The sequence below is a fragment of the Ectothiorhodospira shaposhnikovii genome (assembly GCF_016584105.1).
Lineage (GTDB): Bacteria > Pseudomonadota > Gammaproteobacteria > Ectothiorhodospirales > Ectothiorhodospiraceae > Ectothiorhodospira > Ectothiorhodospira shaposhnikovii.
On record NZ_NRSM01000019.1, the window covers coordinates 26,433 to 45,407 of the forward strand.

Genomic DNA, 18,975 nt, shown 5'->3' on the forward strand with positions numbered 1-18,975 from the left:
TGGTTAAATTTTAGCCACCCTCCCTGTATGATGGCCATGATTCTTCATGAGGTTCGTGCCCCATGAGCCATGCCATCACCATTCATTCTTCCAGATCACCACAGAAAATGGAGGCAGCGGTATGAAGCTGGGATACACCATCCTGTACGTGGAAGATGTCCCTCGGACGGTCGCCTTCTATAATCAGGCTTTTGGTTTTGACACCCGCTTTCTACACGAAACGGGAGATTTTGCGGAACTTGCCACTGGCACCACCGCCCTGGCATTTTCATCCCGCCGCCTGATGCAGACCCTGGGCAAGAGCCCGCAGGTCCCTGATCCGGACCATCCATGCTTCGAGATCGCCGTGGTCACCGACGACGTGCAAGCGGCCCTGGAGCGGGCACTGGCCGCCGGGGCGACTCTCAGGCAGACACCGGAAGAAATGCCCTGGGGCCAGACGGTCGCCTACGTTTCCGACCCGGAAGGTTTCCTGGTGGAGATCTGTACGCCGGTCAGCGCATGAAAGGGATCTGCGCGATGCATCATCAATAAAAACAGAGCCCACTACTCATGCCCAGTGCAGATCGGAAACTCACGCGAATCGGCGTCTTTTACGATGGTAATTTTTTCCTTCACGTCAGCAACTACTATCACTACGTCCATTCAAGGAAGTCACGGATCAGCATATCCGGCCTGCACCAGTTTATACGGCACAAGGTTGCCGCGGAGGAGGGGGTTGATGCCAGGTATTGTCAGATAGTTGATGCCCACTACTTCAGAGGGCGCCTTCGTGCACAGGATGCAGAGCAGCGCGATATCCTGCTCAAGGAGAGGCTTTTTGATGATGTCCTGATGCGTCAGGGGGTCACGACCCATTACCTTCCGCTCGGACCCGGTGGCGAAAAGGGCATTGATGTCTGGCTGGCCCTTGAGGCATACGAGCTGGCAATTTACAAGCGCTTTGATGTCAGTGTGATAGTGGCCTCCGATGGGGATTTTGTTCCCTTGGTCAGAAAGCTCAGTACCGTAGGTACGCGGGTCATGCTGATGGCGTGGGACTTCAAGTTCACCGACCAGAACGATCAGGAGAGGGAAACCCGCACATCCCAGGCCTTGTTGGCGGAAGTCACCTATCCGGTGTTAATGCATGAGATCATTGACGATCGCTCGCTGCGCAATGCTCCGCTGATAAACGGGTTGTTCGTGCCAAAGTCGGAATTCAGTGTCAGATCAGTCATTGCCGAGGCGAATCCAAAGGGTGGTTCCAGGGATGACACCCTCACGGGGCGAATCCAGAACCTGAAAGAAGGGTTTGGTTTCATCACTCCGACGGTGGGTGGAAGCAACCTGTTCTTTTTTCATGCCTCAGTACTCAATGCGGATTTTGCTGAACTGAAGATCGGCGATTGCGTCGAGTACGAAATGGGCACCAACGAGAAGGGGCCGTGTGCTGTCAGCATCAAGGTGGTGTGATGATTCGGCGCATCTTGCCGGGTGAATGTTCAGGCAAGATCAGGGTTATTAACCCGGTGACCTGAAAGCGGGTACTCACAAAGTTCCTCCGGCGCGAAACAAGGATCAACTGAAACCGGAGGTGCTGTCTCATCTATGCAAGCTGCAAAAATTGCCCGAGCAGATTGCGAACTGTTTTCAGTTCAAGCTCATTCAGCATGCAGTAGCGTAGCTATTTGATTGACGGATTAATGTCGCTCTGTTTCACAAGGAAATCCTTGCCGAATAACTTGGGGATTCCCCGGCTCTAGCAGGGATACATGGCCCATGTCGATCATGGGTACTTGGCTGCGCCCGCTGTACGATACTTGTAGAAGGGAATAAAGCGGAAAAGTTATAGTGGTGCTCAAAGGATCTGGCCGATGGCGCAGGTGAATCACGGACTAGCGTGTTTCCAGAACCCTCAATGCATGCGATAACCCGGCATTAAAGAGGAATTCATCCTCATGTCTTGTCTGCTGGCATTGCAGAGACTCGTATTCAGGCGCACCGTATTTGCGGTGGCTTGCTTATTGGTTTTCGGTTTTATTTTTAATGCTGCCTTGGGGTATGTTCTGGCAAGTCATGCAGATCCACCACGCGTGGAGACTCCCCCTGCTGCCGTCATCGGCGGCAATAGTGCCTCTGAGTCTTCGAGATTCCATATTGCGGTCTTTACCCCAACCACGGCGGATAACACCTATTGGCCAGAGATCCATTCGGTGCTACATGCCGTCGCTGCTGATCTTGAGATCGACCTTGAGATTCATGAGTTTAGTGTTCTGGATCGCTTTGCGACAGTGTCGGCTGGAGTGAGGCGACTGACGACAGAGCCTCTGCCGGATGCGGCCATCTTCTCGGTTGAGTTTGGACAGGCGAGCCGGTTGATGAAGGCAGCCGAGAAAATTGGAATCCCCTTTTTCCTGAACGGCCCGCTATTTCCTGAAGAACTGGCAGAAATAGGGAAAAGACCTGGCCGGGACTATAAGTACTGGGCTGGTTATTTCCATGAAGACGAAGAACGGAAAGGCTATCTCCTGGCGCAGGAACTGATCGCCGCCGCCCGGGAGGGAAATGCAGGGAAGGCTGACACGATCCAGGTGGCGGGCATCAATGGATCCAGGTCCTGGTACGGATCAATTCTGCGTGAAGCCGGGCTGCGCCGGGCAGTGGACGAATATCCGGATGTCCGGTTGGTGCAGATGGTATACACGCAATGGACGCCGGAAGAGGGACGCAGGATGGCCAGCCAGATCTTGCGCCGCTATCCCGAGATTTCTGTGCTGTGGGCGGCCAGTGACCAGTTGGCGATCGGTGCCGCTGAAGCAATCGACAATGATCCGGCCGATGACGGTCCGGTTGTGCTGACCGGCGGACTGGATCTATCGCATGCTGGTATTGATGCCGTGCTGAAAGGCAAACTTGTGGCAACCGTCGCCGGCACCAGTTTGCTGTGGGCTCAGGTGATGATCGATTTGCATGATCACCTGCATGGGCTTGACCCTGTCAGCGACTCAAGCTCTGTGGTGCTATCCGCGCCGATCGTTGCCGATCGCTCCACGGCGGAAGACATTTGGGGCTGGATACGCAGTTTCGATTCGATCGACTTTCGCCGATATTCCCGTTTCCATCACGGCAAAGATGTGTCCCGCCTGAGTGAGATCACGGGAGATCGGTAGATCATGCCAATGGCCTGGACAAGAACGAAGCACCTTGGCTTCATCATCCTGATGAGCACCGTTGTAACGGTGCTCATTCTGGTGTTTCAGGCCTACGTCTTTTATCAGCAGGGAGTAAAGGATCGTGATCAGGCCCTGCAGTCGGTAGAGAAAAGCTATCTCGACCCAACCGCCGCCGCAGTTTTTTTCTTCGAACAGGAGCAGTTGAACCTGATTTCCGGGGGGTTGGTCCGGCTGCCGTATATCGATGCGGTATCCGTCTACGAATATGTCCTGGGGGAGTACCAGCCGCTTCTGAGGACGATGGAAGATCCTGGGGACCTCGAATCGTTTGATTTTGCGTTGTTGTATGACCATGAAGGGGATCAGCGTCATATTGGAAAACTGACGGTCTATTCCGACCTTCACCACCTGCGGGCGCAGGTATTGGAAAACCTGAGGCGTACGGCCGGGTTCAATCTCTTGATTCTCTTGGGGATGGCGGTATGCGTGTGGTGGCTCACCAAGCGCGCTTTTTACCTGGCCTCAATCAAACGCCAACTTGAGGACAATACGCGACTTATGAGTATGGCCGCGTCGGTTGCGAAAATCGGCGGCTGGGTGGTTGATCTGGAAACCGATAGGGTGTACTGGTCGGATGAGGTTTGCCGTATCCATGATATGCCGCCCGGTTCGACGGTTTCTATTGAAGAGGGCATCAGGTACTACGCCCCCGAGTACCGTGAGCGGATCGCCGAACTGTTTGAGGCGTGTGCCCGGGACGGGATGCCGTATGACGAGGAGTTTGAGATCCTGAGCGCCTCTGGGAAGCGTGTCTGGGTTCGTACGGTGTCGCAGCCGATACGTGATATGAATGGACGTATTGTCCGTGTTGCGGGCGCCTACCAGGAAGTGACGCAACGGCGCCAGGCGGAGCAACGACTACAGGAGTCGGAGGCCATGCTGCGCGCGGTCACCGAAGCCTCGCCGGACCCTATCTTCATGTCCGACGACAGAGGCAAGCTGGTGTACTGCAACCCGGCGTTCGAAACTACCCTTGGGTTCCCGCCGGAGGCCTTGATCGGGCGGACCGTTCACGAGGCCCTTGCGCCAGAGCGTCACCGTGAAGCGATCGCTCGCGGCTACGCGGAATTTGTCCAAGCGGGCCCCAGCCCCGTGCTCAGGACCCTGACAGAGCTTGAGGCTTTGCATGGTGACGGGCACGAAGTGCAAATTGAGTTGTCCATGTCGGCGCTACAGATCGATGGCCGCTGGCACGCAGTGGGGGTGATGCGCGACATCACTAGGCGCAAGCAGTTCGAACAGGTCCTCTCCACTCTCAATCGCGAGTTGGCCCGACTGGGGGGGGATGAGTTTTTCGGCCACGCCTGCCGCCTGCTGTGCGAGGCACTGGGTACCGACATCGCCTTTGTGGGCCTTCTGGAGGCGGAACAGTACCGGTTGGAGGCGTTTGCCGGTTGGACCGATGGCCATTTGCTCACGCCCTTTCACTACGACCTGTCGGGGACGCTTTGTGCGGATATCATCAGGGAGGGGGCCGTCTGCTATCCGGAGGACAGCCAGTCCCTGTTCCCCGGTGACCCTCTGCTCAAGGAGATCGGCATCCAGGCGTGCGTCGGCCATAAGCTGATCGACAAGCAGGACCGGACGCTGGGGATTCTGCTCACATTGGGCCGGCGGCCGCTGACGGAGCAAGTGCGCGGCCTGGCCCTGTCCCTGCTGGGGTTATTCGTCGATCGCGTGGCCTCCGAGATCCAGCGCAGCGCGGCGGAGAAACAGTTGAGGCAGGCCGCCAACGTATTCCATTACGCTAACGAAGGGATCCTGATCACGACCTCCCAAGGCGACATCATCGACGTCAACGCTGCCTTCACCCGCATCACTGGTTACGAGCGGCATGAGGTGTTGGGACAGAATCCGCGCTTGCTCAAGTCCGGCAGGCAAGGTAAAGCCTTCTACTCCGAGATGTGGCGGGCCCTGCAGGACGAGGGCAGTTGGACCGGCGAGATCTGGAACCGTCACAAAGACGGCGACTCTTACGCCGAGATGCTGACCATCAGCGCGGTGCGCGGTGCCGACGGCACGATACAGCGCTACGTCGGGCTGTTTTCCGACATCACGCAGATCAAGGAGCAGCAACGGCAACTGGAGCACATGGCTCACTTCGACGCGCTCACCGGACTACCCAACCGGGTCTTGCTGGCGGACCGTCTGCAGCAGGCGATGGCCCTGATGGCTCGGCGTCGACAGCAGTTGGCGCTGGTCTATATCGACCTGGACAGCTTCAAGATGGTCAATGATCACTACGGTCATGATGCGGGGGATCGTCTGCTGGTCGCCTTGGCCGAAAAGCTGCAGGCTTCCCTGCGTGATGGAGATACTCTGGCCCGTTTGGGAGGGGACGAGTTCGTTGCGGTATTGCTGGATCTGCCCGATGTCGAGTCCGCAAGACCGCTGCTGCAGCGCTTGCTCAACGCCGCGTCCTGTCCGGTGAGTGATGGGGAGCACAGCCTGCAGGTCTGCGCCAGCCTGGGGCTCAGTCTCTATCCTCAGGCCGAACCGATTGATGCCGACCAGCTACTGCGCCAGGCGGATCAGGCGATGTACCAGGCCAAGCTCGCCGGCGGGAATCGTTACCACCTGTTCGATGTGGAACATGATCGCTACCAACGCGATCGGCACGAGGCTCTGGAGGCGATTCGCCAGGGATTGGAAAACAATGAATTTGTGCTCTTCTATCAGCCAAAGGTTGCCATGGCGACTGGCGTTTTGTTGGGTGCTGAGGCTCTGATCCGGTGGCAGCACCCAGAGCGGGGTCTGCTACTACCCGTCGACTTTCTGCCGCAGCTGGCGGGCCACCCGCTGATGGTAGGGCTGGGCGACTGGGTGATCGAGGCGGCGCTGGCGCAGATCAGCCAATGGCGTGAGCAGGGGCATGCCCTGACGGTCAGCGTCAATGTGGATGCGCTGCAACTAACCCAATCCGACTTTGTTGCCAAGCTGCGCGCCGCACTGGCCCGCTACCCTGCCGTGCAACCGGGTGACATGGAACTGGAGGTCATTGAGACCAGCGCCCTACGGGATATTGCTCACATTTCCAGCTTGATCAGAGAATGTCGGGGGTTCGGTGTCAGTTTCTCACTGGATGATTTCGGCACCGGCTACTCCTCGTTGACCTATCTGAAGCGATTGCCTGTAGAGACCCTGAAGATCGATCAAAGCTTTGTGCGCGACATGCTGGATGATCCGGATGATCTAGCCATTCTGCATGGGGTGATCGGCCTGGCCGAGAGCTTCCAGCGTGGCGTGATCGCCGAAGGGGTTGAGACCGAGATTCACGGCCAAATGCTGTTGCAGCTGGGCTGCAAAATCGGCCAAGGCTATGCCATAGCAAAACCCATGCCTTCAGAAGAGATGACGCGATGGCATGCACGGTGGCAACCTCATGCCAGTTGGAATGGAACCTCCCCCATCCCCGCTACTCTGCTGCCCGTGCTATTCGGCATGGTTGCCCATCGTGCTTGGATGAATGCGCTAAAAGCGTACCTGCACGAGACAAACCCGAATCCCCCCGAACTGTCACCGCAACAATGCCACTTTGGTCGTTGGTTGGCGAGTCAGGATGGCAGGGGAGACGCCTGCCCCATGATACTTACCCTACACGAACAGGTGCATCAACTGGGCTGCGAACTGATCGTGCTCACACAGAAGGGTGACGATCACCTGGCCCGGAAGCGTTTGACCGAAGTGGAGGCTCTGCATGACCGACTCATGGAGGCAATTTGGGAGTTGATCGGAACCTGATGGTGGAAGCGAGTCCAACTTTGAGCCCATGGTTTTTCGCCTTCAAGGCCCAAAACTAAAAAAGGACCAGCAACGCTAAGTTACTGGTCCTTTTCTTATTATGGCGCGCCCGGAAGGATTCGAACCTCCGACCACCTGGTTCGTAGCCAGGTACTCTATCCAACTGAGCTACGGGCGCTGAACAACTGAAGCGCGCATTTTATGGACGGGGCCGAGGGGTGTCAAGGATTTTTTTAGAAGCTCCCGAACAGGGTCCCCAGGGTGATCAGCACCACCAGCGAGATGAACGGGGCCAGCATGGCTACCATGGCCACGTCGAAATAGGCCTGGCGATGGGTGAGGCCACAGATGGCCAGCAGGGTGATGACCGCGCCGTTGTGGGGCAGGGTGTCCAGCCCTCCGGTGGCCACCGCCGTCACCCGGTGCAGCAGTTCCGGATCGATGCCCCGGGCCTGGGCCATTTCCATGTAGGTCTCGCCCAGGGTGGACAGGGCGATGCTCATGCCCCCCGAGGCGGAGCCGGTCATGCCCGCCAGGATGTTCACCGCGATGGCCAGGGAAATGAGGGGGTTGTCGCCCCCCAGCCCCACTACCGTATCGCGGATCAGCAGGAAGGCCGCCAGGGAGGCGATGACGGCGCCAAAGCCCACCAGGCTGGCGGTGTTGAAGATGGGCAGCAGGGAGGCGTTGGCACCGCTATCCACCGACTGTTTGAGTGTGGGCAGGCGTTTCCAGTTGGTGGCGATCACCACCAGCAGCGACAGCACCAGGGCGGCGATGACGGACCAGATCCCCCGCACCTGTTCGATGCTGGTCTCACCGTACAGGGGCAGGGCCAGGAAGTCCGTGTCCATGCGCGGGATGATCAGGAAGGTGAACAGCAGGTTGATGGCGATCACCAGCACCAGGGGCAGCATGGCCACGAACACGGAGGGCGGTGCCGCCGGGCGTTGTTCCACCGGCAGTTCCATGAGATCGAAGCCCTCGCCTGAGGCCTTTTCCCGCAGTTCCTTGTTGGGGGTGAAGTCCGCATCCGGATGGTCGCCGTAGCCTTCATGGGCCAGTTTGCGGGACCGGTAGGTGAGCCAGAGCATGCCCAGGGTGAACATCACCAGGGCGGTGATGATGCCCAGGCCCGGCGCGGCAAATGGAGAGGTGCCGAAGTAGGGCATGGGGATGGCGTTCTGGATCGCCGGGGTGCCGGGCAGGGCGGTCATGGTGAAGGTGAAAGCGCCCAGGGCGATGGTGGCCGGGATCAGGCGCTTGGGAATGTTCGACTGGCGGAACAGGGCGGCGGCGATGGGGTAGACCGCAAACGCCACCACGAACAGGGAAACCCCGCCGTAGGTCATCAGGGCGCAGGAGAGCACCACCGCCAGGATGGCCCGGCTGCTGCCCAGCCAGCTGATGATGGCCTTGGCCAGCACGTCCGCGCTGCCTGAATCCTCCATCAGCTTGCCGAAGATGGCCCCCAGCAGGAAAACCGGGAAGTAGAGGGTGATGAAATCCCCCGCCGCCCCCATGAAGATCTGGGTGTAGCTGCCCAGCACCGGGCCGTCCATGGTGGCCACCACGGCGAAGGTGGCCAGGGCCGGGGCCAGGATCAGCAGGCTGATGCCCCGGTAGGCCAGGTACATGAGCAGGCCCAGGGCGATGAGAATGACCAGGATACCCATCATGGCTTGACCTCCTTGCGCGGATGGTCGTGGTTGTCGCCGCTGTCCTCATGCTCCAGATCGGGTGGGGCGAAGGTGTCGGTGAACAGGCTTTTCAGATCGAAGCTGGAGCGTTGGCCCAGGTCATCGAAATGGCGTTCCAGGAAGCCGTCGGCCCAGGCCCGGCCCCGGTCACGGAGGTGGGTGAGGTAATTCCACTCGGCGTTGAGCTTGCTGGAGGCGTCCAGATCCTTGAGTTCCTCGTGGGCGTGGATCAGGTGCACGAAGATGTCCCGGTAGCGTTCCGATTCCAGCTGCTCCGCCTCGATCAGCTGGTGGAGCAGCTCGATGGCGCGCAGTTCCTTGATCAGGCTGGCGTTGAAGGTGATCTCGTTGAGCCGGTTGATGATGTCCCGGCCGGTGCGGGGTAGTTCTTCCCTTACCATCGGGTTGATTTGCACGATGATCAGGTCGCGGGTGGCGGTGTCCTCCACCAGGGGGTAGAGGGCCGGGTTGCCGATGTAGCCGCCGTCCCAGTAGGCCTCGCCGTTGATCTCCACCGCCTGGAACATGAAGGGCAGGCAGGCGGAGGCCATCACCGTGTCCACGGTCAGTTCGGGTTGGGTGAAGATGCGGCCTCGTCCGGTGCGCACGTTGGTGGCGGTGACGAAGACCTTAAGTTCACTGCAGTGGTTGACCCGTTCGAAATCGATCTGCTCGGCCACCAGGTCCCTCAGGGGGTTGATGTTGAGAGGGTTGAGTTCGTAGGGGGAGAACTGCCGGGTGAGCTGTTCGAAGAAGAGGTAGCCCGGTGAATGGTCCATGCTGAAACGACCGGTGAGCCGATCCCAGATCGTGCGCTGGATGGGGGAGAAGCGGGCGGCGTCGCTGACGGCCTTCCAGAAGGCGGTGAGGGCGTTGCGGGCGCCTTCCCGGCCGCCCCGGTCCAGCCCGTCGACCATGACCACGGCGTTCATGGCGCCGGCGCTGGTGCCGCTGACGCTGCTGATGTGGATACGGGGGTCCGCCAGCAGGCGGTCCAGGACGCCCCAGGTGAGTGCGCCGTGGGCGCCGCCCCCCTGCAGGGCCAGATCCACGGTCTTGCGGGGTGTGCTGTTGCTCATTGGTCACTGATTCCGGTGTGAGCTTGGTTCTATTGCAACGCAGCAGCGGGGGGATGTCCAGTCCTGGAGGAGGGGACGTTCCTTCCAGTTATTCCCGGGTATTTTTGTCACCTGTCACTCCCGTGCAAGCGGGAGCCCAGGGTTTTCTGTTCCGTCACTGGATTCCCGCTTTCGCGGGAATGACGAGGGAGTTAGCGGGAATGACGGGTGGGGCAGGCCGGATCAATCGTCGTCGTCATCATCATCGTCATCGGACAGGTCCACGGTGATGGGGCGATAGATCTCCACCCGGTCCCCTTCCTGCACCGGGTTGTCCAGCTTGCAGAACTTGCCGTAGATGCCCACCTTCTGATTGTCCAGATCAATGCCCGGAAACCGCTTGAGGATGCCGGACTGCTCAATGGCCTGCTGCACGGTGGCCCCTTCCGGTAGTTCCACCTGCAGCCAGGCCTGGTTGCCGGGCTCACTGTAGGCTACGCCGACTTTCATGGATGTATTCCTCCCAAGCCTGTCATGTCATGAAGATGTGGCCGGGGTCGCCGCCAGCGCTGTCCGCGCCGCCAGCCGGGCATCCAGCACCCGTTTGCCCGCCAGGATGAAGCCCAGGGCCAGGAAGGCGCCTGGAGGCAGGATCATGAGCAAAACGCCCCGGTATTCGGGAATCAGGGTCATCTCCATCCAGGCAAAACCATCCCCCAGCAGCAGGTGGGCATCGGCAAACAGGGTGCCGCTGCCCGGGATCTCGCGTACGGCTCCCAGAACCACCAGGATCACGGTGAAACCCACCCCCATGGCCAGACCGTCCACCATGGCCCGATGCACCGGCTGGCGGGATGCGAAGGACTCGGCCCGGCCCAGGATGGCGCAGTTGGTGACGATGAGGGGGATGAACAGGCCCAGTGCCTTGTGCATTTCATACAGGTAGGCATTCATCACCAGGTCCACCAGGGTCACCAGGCTGGCGATCAGCAGAATGAAGACCGGAATCCGCACCTCGGGGGTGATGATGGTCCGGAACATGGAGACCAAAAGCCCCGAGGCCACCATGACGAAGGTGGTGGCCAGGCCCATGCCCAGTCCGTTGGTGGCGGTGCCCGTGACCGCCAGCAACGGGCACAGGGCCAGCATCTGGGCCATGACCACGTTGTTGTCCCAGATGCCGTCCCGGAACAGACGGCGATAGTCCTCCAGCAGTGCCTTGGCGCTTTGGGTCATGAGTGTATCTCCGGCAGATTCCGGGCGGGCGGGGATGTCCTGGGGGGCTCGGGGGAGGCAGAATCCTGTATGGCCGTCGGCATCGGCTCATCCGGAGCATCCGGGGCCCGTTGCAGCAGTTCCGACTGATGGGCATGGAACAGGGTCAGCCCGTCCCGCACGGCGTTCACCACCGCCCGGGGGGTGATGGTGGCCCCGGTGAATTGGTCGAAGGGACCGCCGTCCTTCTGTACCGCCCAGCGGGGGGCGGGAAGGGCGCTGAAGCTCAGGCCGTCGAAGGACAGGATCCATGGATCACGATTCACCTCTATCTTGTCGCCCAGCCCCGGGGTTTCCTTGTGTTGCAGCACCCGTACGCCCAGCACTTCACCCGCGGCATCCACGCCCATGAGGATATGGATGGGGCCGGCATAACCCCGCCCTTGAACCCGGAACGCCACGCCGGATACCCGGCCTTCCTGTCGGGCCCGGTAAACCTCCAGGGAGCGTCCGTCTTCGGTGCGCAGGGTATGGATGTCCTCCTGGGGGCGGTTGTCGTGCATCTGCGCGGGCAGGACCTGTTCCAGGGTGCGGCGGAAATCCTCGGCGCGACGCTCGGCGATGGTGTCCCGTGTCTGCAGGTCGGCAATCACCAGCACGGCGCTGGCCAGCAGGGCGATGCCCCCCAGCAAAGTGGCCTGGTAGCCGACCCGTTTGCGGTAGGTGGGTTGTGCCAGGGTGGTCATGGGCGTTTCTCCTGGGCCGGTGCCGGTGCTTCCGTGTTTTTCATCGGCAGGGGCTTCCCGCGCCGGGTGCGGCCATAGGCGCGGGGACGCAGGTAGTGGTCGATCAGGGGTGTGAGGGCATTCATGAGGATCACGGCGAAGGCGGCGCCTTCCGGATAGCCGCCCCAGGTGCGGATGACATAGATGAGCAGGCCGCAGCCGGCCCCGAACAGCAGTCGTCCTGCCACGGTGCTGGGAGAGGTGACCGGATCGGTGATAATGAAAAAGGCCACCAGCATGGCCGCACCGGAGAACAGGTGCAGACCGGGTCCGGCATAACGCTCCGGGTCGATGAGCATGAACACGGTGGACAGGATCACCAGGGTGCCCAGCATGGCCACCGGGACGTCCCAGGTGATGATGCGTTTGGCCATGAGCAGTAGCCCTCCCGCCAGGAGCAGCAGGGCGGAACCTTCACCCAGGCTGCTGGGTACGAAGCCCAGGGCCTGCTGGAGCGGGGCATAGACTCCGGGCAGGGTCTCGGACAGCCCCAGGTCCCGGCTGAAGCCGGTCTGGGCCTCGCCCAGCACCGTGGCGCCGGTGACGGCATCGGGAATCGCCGCCAGGCCGAAGGTGATGGCCAGCCCTTCCAGGAAGCCGGGGGCACCCTCTGAAAACAGGGGGGAGGGGGTGATCCAGGTGGTCATCTCCAGGGGGAAGGAGACCAGCAGGGCCACCCGCGCCAGCATGGCTGGGTTGAACAAGTTCTGGCCCAGGCCGCCGAAGACATGCTTGCCGACGATGATGGCAAAGGCCGCCCCCAGCACGCCGATCCACCAGGGCGCCCACGGTGGCAGGGTCAGGGCCAGCAGCAGGCCGGTGACGATGGCCGAGCCGTCCATCAGGAACGGCGATACCGGCCGCCCGGCGATGCGCAGGCACAGGGCCTCGAACAGCACGGCGGCCAGAATGGTGATCAGCAGCAGGTTCAGGGCCGGCCAGCCGAACAGGTAGACGCCGAAGGCGGTGGCCGGGAGCAGGGCCAGGGTGACCCAGCCCATGTTCCAGGCCACGCTGCCGGGGGCGTGGGTATGGGGGCCGCTGACGGGGGTGGTCTGAGTCATGGGTTAGGCCTCTGCCTGATCGGCGGCGGGGGTCTTTGGGGTCTCCTTGGCGGTGGCCGCCTTGGCGGCGCGGGCGGCCTTGGCTTCTTCGGCCTTGCGCTTGGCTGCCTCGCGCTCCGCCTTGCGTCGTTCCGCTGCCTCGGCCTTGGCCCGGGCTTCCGCCTCCTGGCGTTCCCTGCGTTGCTGGGCCAGCCGCTTGATCTCCTCCTGGCGGCGCTGCTGCTCCCGTCTGGCCCCCAGCACCCCCTTGGCATGGTGGAAGAACTGCACCAGAGGGATATGGGACGGGCAGACATAGGAGCAGGAACCGCAGGCCACGCAGTCCATCAGGCCGTAATCGACGGCGCCGTCCATGTCTTCCTTGCGGATCCTTGCCGCCATCTCCAGAGGCATGAGACCACAGGGGCATGCCGCCACGCAGCGTCCGCAGCGGATGCAGGGCATGGTCTCGCCGATGTTGATCTCCTCCTCGGTGAGGGCAATGATCCCGTTGCTGCCCTTGATGACCGGCACCTGGGCATGGGGCATCACCTGGCCCATCATGGGGCCACCCATCAGCAGGCGGGCCGGTGGCTGCCGGGTGCCGCCGCAATGGGCCAGCAGGTCTTCCACCCGGGTGCCCAGCAGGACCTCCAGGTTGGCGGGACGCTGGACCGCGCCGCCGCCCACGGTGACGATGCGGGAGATCAGCGGGCGTTGCATGCGCACCGCCCGGTGGACGGCGTAGGCCGTCCCCACGTTGTGGACGATCACGCCGATGTCGGCCCCCAGCTTGCCGGCCGGGATCTCGCGGCCGGTGACCGCCTTGATCATGTGTTTTTCCGAACCCATGGGATAACGGGTGGGGACCGCCATGGCCTCGATGGTGTCCATCTCGTAAAGGCGTGCCTGCAGTGCGGCCAGGGCTTCGGGTTTGTTGTCCTCCACCACCACCAGGGCGCGCCGCGCCCCCAGGGCATGGCGCATGATGCGGATGCCGTCCACCACCTCGTCGGTGCGTTCCCGCATCAGGCGGTCATCGCAGGTGAGATAGGGCTCGCATTCGGAGCCATTGATGATGAGGGTATCGATGTGATGCCGGGACCCCAGGTTCAGCTTGATGGCGGCGGGGAAGGTGGCCCCACCCATGCCCACCACGCCGGCCTCGGCCACCCGTCGGGCGATGGCTTCCGGTTCCAGGTTCAGGGCATGCTCCGGGTCCGGGTCCTCCAGCCAGCGATCCTCTCCGTCCGGTTCGATGACGATGGTCTCCACCGGCAGACCGCTGGGATGGGGGGCGGGATGGGGTTCCACTCCCAGGATCCGGCCCGAGGTGGGCGCATGCACGGCCGCCGACACGGCGCCGTCGCCGCGGGCGATCATCTGGCCCTTTAGGACGGTATCGCCGGCCTTGACCACCGGACGGGCGGCGGCACCGATATGCTGCTGCACCGGCAGATAGAGCCGTGCCGGCATGGGCAGGCACTCGATGGGCAGTCCGCTGGTGGCCTGCTTGCGGTCATCGGGGTGGACGCCGCCCTGGAACACGGGACGTTTGCGCTTGAACAGGAACATGGGGAGCACCTTCAGGCCGATTTGGGTTTGGGCCAGTGCCAGCGGCGCAGGCTGGGGGCTTCCGGCACCAGGCTCAGGCCCTGGGTGGGACAGACCTCCACGCATTTGCCGCAACCATTGCAGGCCTCGACGAAGACCGTATGGATCTGCCGGTTGGCGCCCATGATGGCGTCGGTGGCGCAGACCTTGTAACAACGGGTGCAGCCGTTGCACTGATCGGGATCGATCACCGCAAAGGCGGGGACTTCCTCACCCATGGCGGACAGGTCCACGGTGATGTCCAGCTTGTCGGCCAGTTGCTGGGCCAGGAGTTTGCCGCCCGGCGGGCACAGGGTGACGGGAGCCTCACGGGACGCCAGGGCCTGGGCGGCACTGGGGCACCCGGGCAGGCCGCACTGGCCGCAGTTGGTGCCGGGCAGCAGGGCCTCGATTTCGTCCACCAAGGGGTCCTTTTCCACCCTCAGGTACTTGGCGGCCATGCCCAGGCCGTAGCCCAGGAGCAGGCCCATGGTGGTGAGGATGAAAATCGCGGAAAGCAGGGATGGTTCCATCGGAAGTTCCTCCTGTCGCGGTCAGGCGAAGTTGAGTCCGGCAAAACCCATGAAGGCCAGGGACAGCAGGCCGGCGACGATGAAGCCAATGGGGGCGCCTGCAAAGGCGGCCGGCACGTTGCTGATGGCCAGGCGTTCCCGCAGGGCGGCGAAGATCACCATCACCAGGGTGAAGCCCAGGGCCGCGCCCAGGCCGAAGGTGACGCTCTGTAGAAAACCATGGCCCTCCTGCACGTTGAGCAGGGCCACCCCCAGCACCGCGCAGTTGGTGGTGATCAGGGGCAGGAAAATCCCCAGCACCTGGTAGAGGGCGGCGCTGGTCTTGCGGATGACCATCTCGGTGAACTGCACCACGGCGGCGATCACCAGAATGAAGGACAGGATGCGCAGAAAGCCCAGGTCCAGTGGCGCCAGCACGAAATACTCCAGCAGCCAGCCGGCCACGGAGGCCAGGGTGAGCACGAAGGTGGTGGCCAGGCCCATGCTCAGGGCCGTGTCCAGTTTGTTGGAGACACCCATGAAGGGGCACAGCCCCAGGAATTGCACCAGCACCACGTTGTTCACCAGGGCGGTGCCCACGAGTAGCAGCATGAACTCTGTCACGGTCGGATCCTTCGGTTCAGTTGACGGAAGGAAGTGCATCTTGTGTGCCAGTTGTCCCGTGCACGGTGAAGGTGCGTGAATTCCTGGGTCTTGCGGGGGGTTGCACTGTACTGGTGCGAAATTTTCTGTGCGGATCGTGACAGCGTGGGCAGGCTGGGATGGGTTCTGTAGGGAAGGCGACAATGGCCCGTCGGTCTTGTCCGGGAAATACCGGGCATGTTGTGCTGGCCTGGATGTTGCAGGGTATGATCAGGAACCCAGCCCAACTCACCCGGGAGACACACCTCCATGAGCCGACCCGATCAACCCGCCGTCGCGGGCCTGGCCGATACCATCCTGACCCCGGAGGGGGTGTTGCCGGCACGCCTGTTCTTTGAAGCGGTGGAGCAGTCCTCGGTGGCCATTTCCATCACCGATACCCGGGCCAACATCCTCTATGCCAATCCGGCTTTTGAGCGGGTGACCGGTTACGGTGTGGCAGAGGTGGTGGGGCGCAACGAATCCATCCTGTCGGATCGCCATACCCCAGGTCTGGTCTACGAGACCCTCTGGGGGCGGTTGCGCCAGCTCAAACCCTGGTCCGGGGTGCTGGTCAACCGCCGCAAGGACGGCAGCCGCTACCTGGCGGAATTGAGCATTGCCCCGGTGCTGGATGGTCAGGGTCAGCTCAGCCATTACCTGGGTATGCACCGGGATGTGACCGAGATGCACCGGCTGGAGCAGCAGGTGCGCAACCAGAAGGCCCTGATCGAGTCGGTGGTGGATGCGGAGCCGGTGGCCATCGCCTTGCTGGACGAGGCCGGCCAGGTGGTGCTGGGCAACCAGGAATACAAGAAACTGGCCGGTGACATGGGCGGGCGGGAGCCGGTCCGGGAATTTCTCACCGCCCTGGCCGAGAGTATGGGCGATGCCTTCGAGACCGCCCGCAGCACGGGGCAGGGCTTCGTGGATCGGGAAGTGCAGTTTGATCCGGGTGGCGGCCGGGCCCCCCGCTGGTTTTCCTGCTCCGGCACCTGGTTCAAGGAGCGTGATACCAGTGCGGATTCGTTTTTCGAGGCGCGCAAGGCCAGTTATCTGGTGCTGGTGGCCAAGGAGGTCACTGAGATCCGGCGGCAGCAGGAAGAAATGCGCATGAATGCCCTGCGCGCCCTGACCGCGGAGGGCGAACTGGTGGAGAGCATGCGCGAAACCCTGGCCGGCGCCATTTACCAGATGCAGGGGCCAGTGAACATGATCGCCGCCGCCACCCAGCTGCTGGAGCGTCGGCGTCAGGGGGAGGGCGGTGCCGATCCCTTGCTGAACGTATTGCAGGAGGCCCTGGCCGCCGGTCGCCGGGCCCTGCAGACCCTGGAGGACTCCATGCCCGAGGAGCGGGATGAGCCCGTGATTCCAGTCAACATCAATGCCCTCCTGCGAGAGGTGCTGGGGCTTTCCACCCGGCGCCTGCTGGCCTCCGGGGTGGTGGTGGACTGGCAACCGGCGCCGGTATTGCCCAATGTGCTGGGCCGGGAGGGACGGCTGCGGGGCATGTTCAAGCAACTGGTGGACAACGCCCTGGATGCCCTGGACGGCGCCACCGACGGCCGCCGGGAGATCCGTATCCTCACCGAGTCCCGGGGGGATGCGGTGCATGTGAGCATCCAGGACTCCGGCCCGGGCATTCCCGAGCATCTGCGACTGCGGGTGTTCGAGCCCTTCGTCAGCACCAAGGGCCGTTCCGGCCGTGCCGGGATGGGTTTGCCCATGGTCCAGGAGGTGGTCAACCAGCATGCCGGCCTGATCGAGATCGATCCGGGTTGTCATGAGGGCTGCCGTATCCGACTGCAGTTTCCCACCGCCGCACGACGACAAGACCCGAACTGACCCAGGGAAGCCTCATGGTAATGTCTTCTTCAGCCTTAAGAGAGAATGGCGGGCAGCGCGCCGGTCTGGTGGAGATGCAGCTGGATGCCCTCTATCAGGTGAGCCAGGTGCTCAGCCGTTCGGCGGACCTGCGCGAGATCCTCTCCGACGTGCTCCATGTGCTGCACGAGGCCGCCGACATGCAGCGGGGCATGGTGTCGTTGCTGGATCCCTCCAGTGGTGAACTGATGGTGGGGGCCGCCCATACCGGCCATCGCGAGCAACTGGAAAAGGTGCGCTACCGTCCCGGCGAGGGTGTGGTGGGGGCGATCCTGAAGGAGGGTGATACCCTGGTGATCCGGCGCATCGCCGACGAGCCCCGGTTTCTGGACCGCCTGCGTCTGTATGTCCCGGACCTGCCGTTCATCGGCGTGCCCATTCAGGCGGGAGACGAAGCCCCCATCGGGGTGTTGGCCGCCCAGCCGGCCGCCGACGACGGTCTGCTCACGGAGCGGGCCCGTTTCCTGGAGATGGTGGCCAACCTGCTGGCCCAGACCGTGCGTCGGGCCTGGGACCTGGAAAAGGAACGCCAGGCGCTGACCGACGAGCGGGATCGTCTGCGCCGGGAGGTGCGAAGCGGTTATCACCTGGATAACGTCGTGGGCCATTCCCGGGAGATGCGCCGGGTGTTCGAGCAGGTGCGCCAGGTGGCCAAGTGGCACACCACGGTGCTGATCCGGGGCGAGACCGGCACCGGTAAGGAACTGATCGCCAACGCCATCCATTACAACTCTTCCCGGGCCAATGGTCCTTTCATCAAGCTCAACTGCGCGGCCCTGCCGGACAACCTGCTGGAAAGCGAACTGTTCGGCCATGAAAAGGGGGCCTTTACCGGTGCGGTGGCCCAGCGCAAGGGGCGGTTCGAGCAGGCCGACGGCGGCACCATCTTTCTTGACGAGATCGGCGAGATATCCCAGGCCTTCCAGGCCAAGCTGCTGAGGGTGTTGCAGGAAGGCGAGTTCGAACGGGTAGGCGGTACCCGTACCCTCAAGGTGGATGTACGGGTGGTGGCGGCCACCAACCGTCACCTGGAGGACGAAGTGGAGCAGGGGGAGTTTCGCGAGGACCTGTATTACCGGCTCAACGTGATGCCCATTTTCCTGCCCGCCCTGCGCAAGCGCACCGAGGACATCCCCGATCTGGCCCGCTTCCTGGTGGCCAAGCTGGCCCGGGCACAGGGGCGTCCCCTGGACATCACCGATGGTGCGATTCGCACCCTGATGCGCCACGACTGGCCGGGGAACGTGCGCGAGCTGGAGAACTGTCTGGAACGGGCGGCCATCATGAGCGAGACCGGGACCATCGACCTGGACGCGATCCAGCTTACGGGGCTGGAGGACAAGCTGCCGACGGCGCGCAAGAATGGTGCGCCGGCCCCGGAAACGGATCTGGATGATCCGGAGCTGGATGAGCGGGAACGGGTGATTGCCGCCCTGGAACAGGCAGGCTGGGTGCAGGCCAAGGCGGCCCGTCTGCTGGGCATGACCCCACGCCAGATCGCCTACCGGATCCAGACCCTGAAGATTCGCGTCAAGCAGTTCTGAGTCCGGCCCGGCAACCTGCTGATGCCCGTTCCCTTTTCTGGTA

Annotated in this window: 15 protein-coding genes and 1 tRNA gene; 6 read left to right on the top strand and 10 right to left on the bottom strand. The window is 62.3% G+C overall.

Annotated elements, in window-relative coordinates; translation table 11 throughout:
• Window positions 1–121: 121 nt before the first annotated feature.
• The 4 genes from CKO35_RS11605 (at window position 122) to CKO35_RS11620 (ending at window position 6,956) form a co-directional block, all read left to right on the top strand.
• Window positions 122–505, top strand: coding sequence for a VOC family protein (locus CKO35_RS11605; protein WP_200176291.1), 384 nt, complete (start codon window positions 122–124; stop codon window positions 503–505).
• 47 nt (window positions 506–552) lie between these two features.
• Entirely contained in the window at window positions 553–1,455 is a 903-nt protein-coding gene (locus tag CKO35_RS11610) for an NYN domain-containing protein (RefSeq protein ID WP_200176293.1), read from the top strand.
• A 485-nt stretch (window positions 1,456–1,940) separates the two neighbouring features.
• Window positions 1,941–3,152, top strand: a complete 1,212-nt coding sequence (locus tag CKO35_RS11615; RefSeq protein WP_200176295.1) for an ABC transporter substrate-binding protein — start codon at window positions 1,941–1,943, stop codon at window positions 3,150–3,152.
• A gap of 3 nt (window positions 3,153–3,155) precedes the next feature.
• A complete protein-coding gene (locus tag CKO35_RS11620; RefSeq protein WP_200176297.1) occupies window positions 3,156–6,956 on the top strand; it encodes an EAL domain-containing protein in 3,801 nt (1,266 codons plus the stop codon).
• A gap of 101 nt (window positions 6,957–7,057) precedes the next feature.
• Here CKO35_RS11620 and CKO35_RS11625 read toward each other — a convergent pair.
• The 10 genes from CKO35_RS11625 to rsxA all read right to left on the bottom strand — a co-directional run bounded on the left by CKO35_RS11625 (window position 7,058) and on the right by rsxA (window position 15,486).
• Window positions 7,058–7,134: transfer RNA gene (locus tag CKO35_RS11625), tRNA-Arg, on the bottom strand.
• Between the two features lie 55 nt (window positions 7,135–7,189).
• Window positions 7,190–8,635: a GntP family permease gene (locus tag CKO35_RS11630; RefSeq protein WP_200176299.1), complete on the bottom strand. Its 1,446-nt coding sequence runs from the start codon at window positions 8,633–8,635 to the stop codon at window positions 7,190–7,192.
• Window positions 8,632–9,735, bottom strand: coding sequence for a patatin-like phospholipase family protein (locus CKO35_RS11635; RefSeq protein ID WP_200176301.1), 1,104 nt, complete (start codon window positions 9,733–9,735; stop codon window positions 8,632–8,634). The genes CKO35_RS11630 and CKO35_RS11635 overlap by 4 nt, the downstream gene beginning before the upstream one ends.
• Before the next feature lie 222 nt (window positions 9,736–9,957).
• Entirely contained in the window at window positions 9,958–10,224 is a 267-nt protein-coding gene (locus CKO35_RS11640; RefSeq protein ID WP_200176307.1) for an RnfH family protein, read from the bottom strand.
• Between the two features lie 27 nt (window positions 10,225–10,251).
• Window positions 10,252–10,950 (bottom strand): electron transport complex subunit E, encoded by a 699-nt coding sequence (locus tag CKO35_RS11645; RefSeq protein ID WP_200176309.1) that lies wholly within the window; start codon window positions 10,948–10,950, stop codon window positions 10,252–10,254.
• Window positions 10,947–11,675, bottom strand: a complete 729-nt coding sequence (rsxG, locus tag CKO35_RS11650) for an electron transport complex subunit RsxG (RefSeq protein WP_200176311.1) — start codon at window positions 11,673–11,675, stop codon at window positions 10,947–10,949. The genes CKO35_RS11645 and rsxG overlap by 4 nt, the downstream gene beginning before the upstream one ends.
• A complete protein-coding gene (locus CKO35_RS11655; RefSeq protein WP_200176313.1) occupies window positions 11,672–12,778 on the bottom strand; it encodes an RnfABCDGE type electron transport complex subunit D in 1,107 nt (368 codons plus the stop codon). The genes rsxG and CKO35_RS11655 overlap by 4 nt, the downstream gene beginning before the upstream one ends.
• Window positions 12,779–12,781: 3 nt before the next feature.
• Window positions 12,782–14,332 (bottom strand): electron transport complex subunit RsxC, encoded by a 1,551-nt coding sequence (gene rsxC, locus CKO35_RS11660; protein WP_200176315.1) that lies wholly within the window; start codon window positions 14,330–14,332, stop codon window positions 12,782–12,784.
• Window positions 14,333–14,343: 11 nt separating this feature from the next.
• The gene (locus tag CKO35_RS11665) at window positions 14,344–14,883 is read right to left on the bottom strand and encodes an RnfABCDGE type electron transport complex subunit B (RefSeq protein WP_200176321.1); all 540 of its coding nucleotides are present in this window, start codon (window positions 14,881–14,883) and stop codon (window positions 14,344–14,346) included.
• A 21-nt stretch (window positions 14,884–14,904) separates the two neighbouring features.
• Complete coding sequence (gene rsxA / locus CKO35_RS11670; RefSeq protein ID WP_008932848.1) at window positions 14,905–15,486, bottom strand: electron transport complex subunit RsxA; 582 nt, start codon at window positions 15,484–15,486, stop codon at window positions 14,905–14,907.
• 288 nt (window positions 15,487–15,774) lie between these two features.
• Here rsxA and nifL point away from each other — a divergent pair, with 288 nt between their 5' ends.
• Both nifL and nifA read left to right on the top strand, forming a co-directional pair.
• The gene (nifL, locus tag CKO35_RS11675; RefSeq protein WP_200176327.1) at window positions 15,775–17,349 is read left to right on the top strand and encodes a nitrogen fixation negative regulator NifL; all 1,575 of its coding nucleotides are present in this window, start codon (window positions 15,775–15,777) and stop codon (window positions 17,347–17,349) included.
• A gap of 20 nt (window positions 17,350–17,369) precedes the next feature.
• On the top strand, window positions 17,370–18,932 hold the full coding sequence (gene nifA, locus CKO35_RS11680; RefSeq protein ID WP_200176328.1) for a nif-specific transcriptional activator NifA: 1,563 nt from the start codon (window positions 17,370–17,372) through the stop codon (window positions 18,930–18,932).
• The last annotated feature ends 43 nt before the right edge of the window (window positions 18,933–18,975 follow it).

Bases quoted from the DNA above. Each gene is read 5' to 3' on its own strand.
- CKO35_RS11605 (WP_200176291.1), top strand. From the start codon at position 122: ATGAAGCTGGGATACACCATCCTGTACGTGGAAGATGTCCCTCGGACG.
- CKO35_RS11610 (WP_200176293.1), top strand. From the start codon at position 553: ATGCCCAGTGCAGATCGGAAACTCACGCGAATCGGCGTCTTTTACGAT.
- CKO35_RS11615 (WP_200176295.1), top strand. From the start codon at position 1,941: ATGTCTTGTCTGCTGGCATTGCAGAGACTCGTATTCAGGCGCACCGTA.
- CKO35_RS11620 (WP_200176297.1), top strand. From the start codon at position 3,156: ATGCCAATGGCCTGGACAAGAACGAAGCACCTTGGCTTCATCATCCTG.
- CKO35_RS11630 (WP_200176299.1), bottom strand. From the start codon at position 8,635: ATGATGGGTATCCTGGTCATTCTCATCGCCCTGGGCCTGCTCATGTAC.
- CKO35_RS11635 (WP_200176301.1), bottom strand. From the start codon at position 9,735: ATGAGCAACAGCACACCCCGCAAGACCGTGGATCTGGCCCTGCAGGGG.
- CKO35_RS11640 (WP_200176307.1), bottom strand. From the start codon at position 10,224: ATGAAAGTCGGCGTAGCCTACAGTGAGCCCGGCAACCAGGCCTGGCTG.
- CKO35_RS11645 (WP_200176309.1), bottom strand. From the start codon at position 10,950: ATGACCCAAAGCGCCAAGGCACTGCTGGAGGACTATCGCCGTCTGTTC.
- rsxG (WP_200176311.1), bottom strand. From the start codon at position 11,675: ATGACCACCCTGGCACAACCCACCTACCGCAAACGGGTCGGCTACCAG.
- CKO35_RS11655 (WP_200176313.1), bottom strand. From the start codon at position 12,778: ATGACTCAGACCACCCCCGTCAGCGGCCCCCATACCCACGCCCCCGGC.
- rsxC (WP_200176315.1), bottom strand. From the start codon at position 14,332: ATGTTCCTGTTCAAGCGCAAACGTCCCGTGTTCCAGGGCGGCGTCCAC.
- CKO35_RS11665 (WP_200176321.1), bottom strand. From the start codon at position 14,883: ATGGAACCATCCCTGCTTTCCGCGATTTTCATCCTCACCACCATGGGC.
- nifL (WP_200176327.1), top strand. From the start codon at position 15,775: ATGAGCCGACCCGATCAACCCGCCGTCGCGGGCCTGGCCGATACCATC.
- nifA (WP_200176328.1), top strand. From the start codon at position 17,370: ATGTCTTCTTCAGCCTTAAGAGAGAATGGCGGGCAGCGCGCCGGTCTG.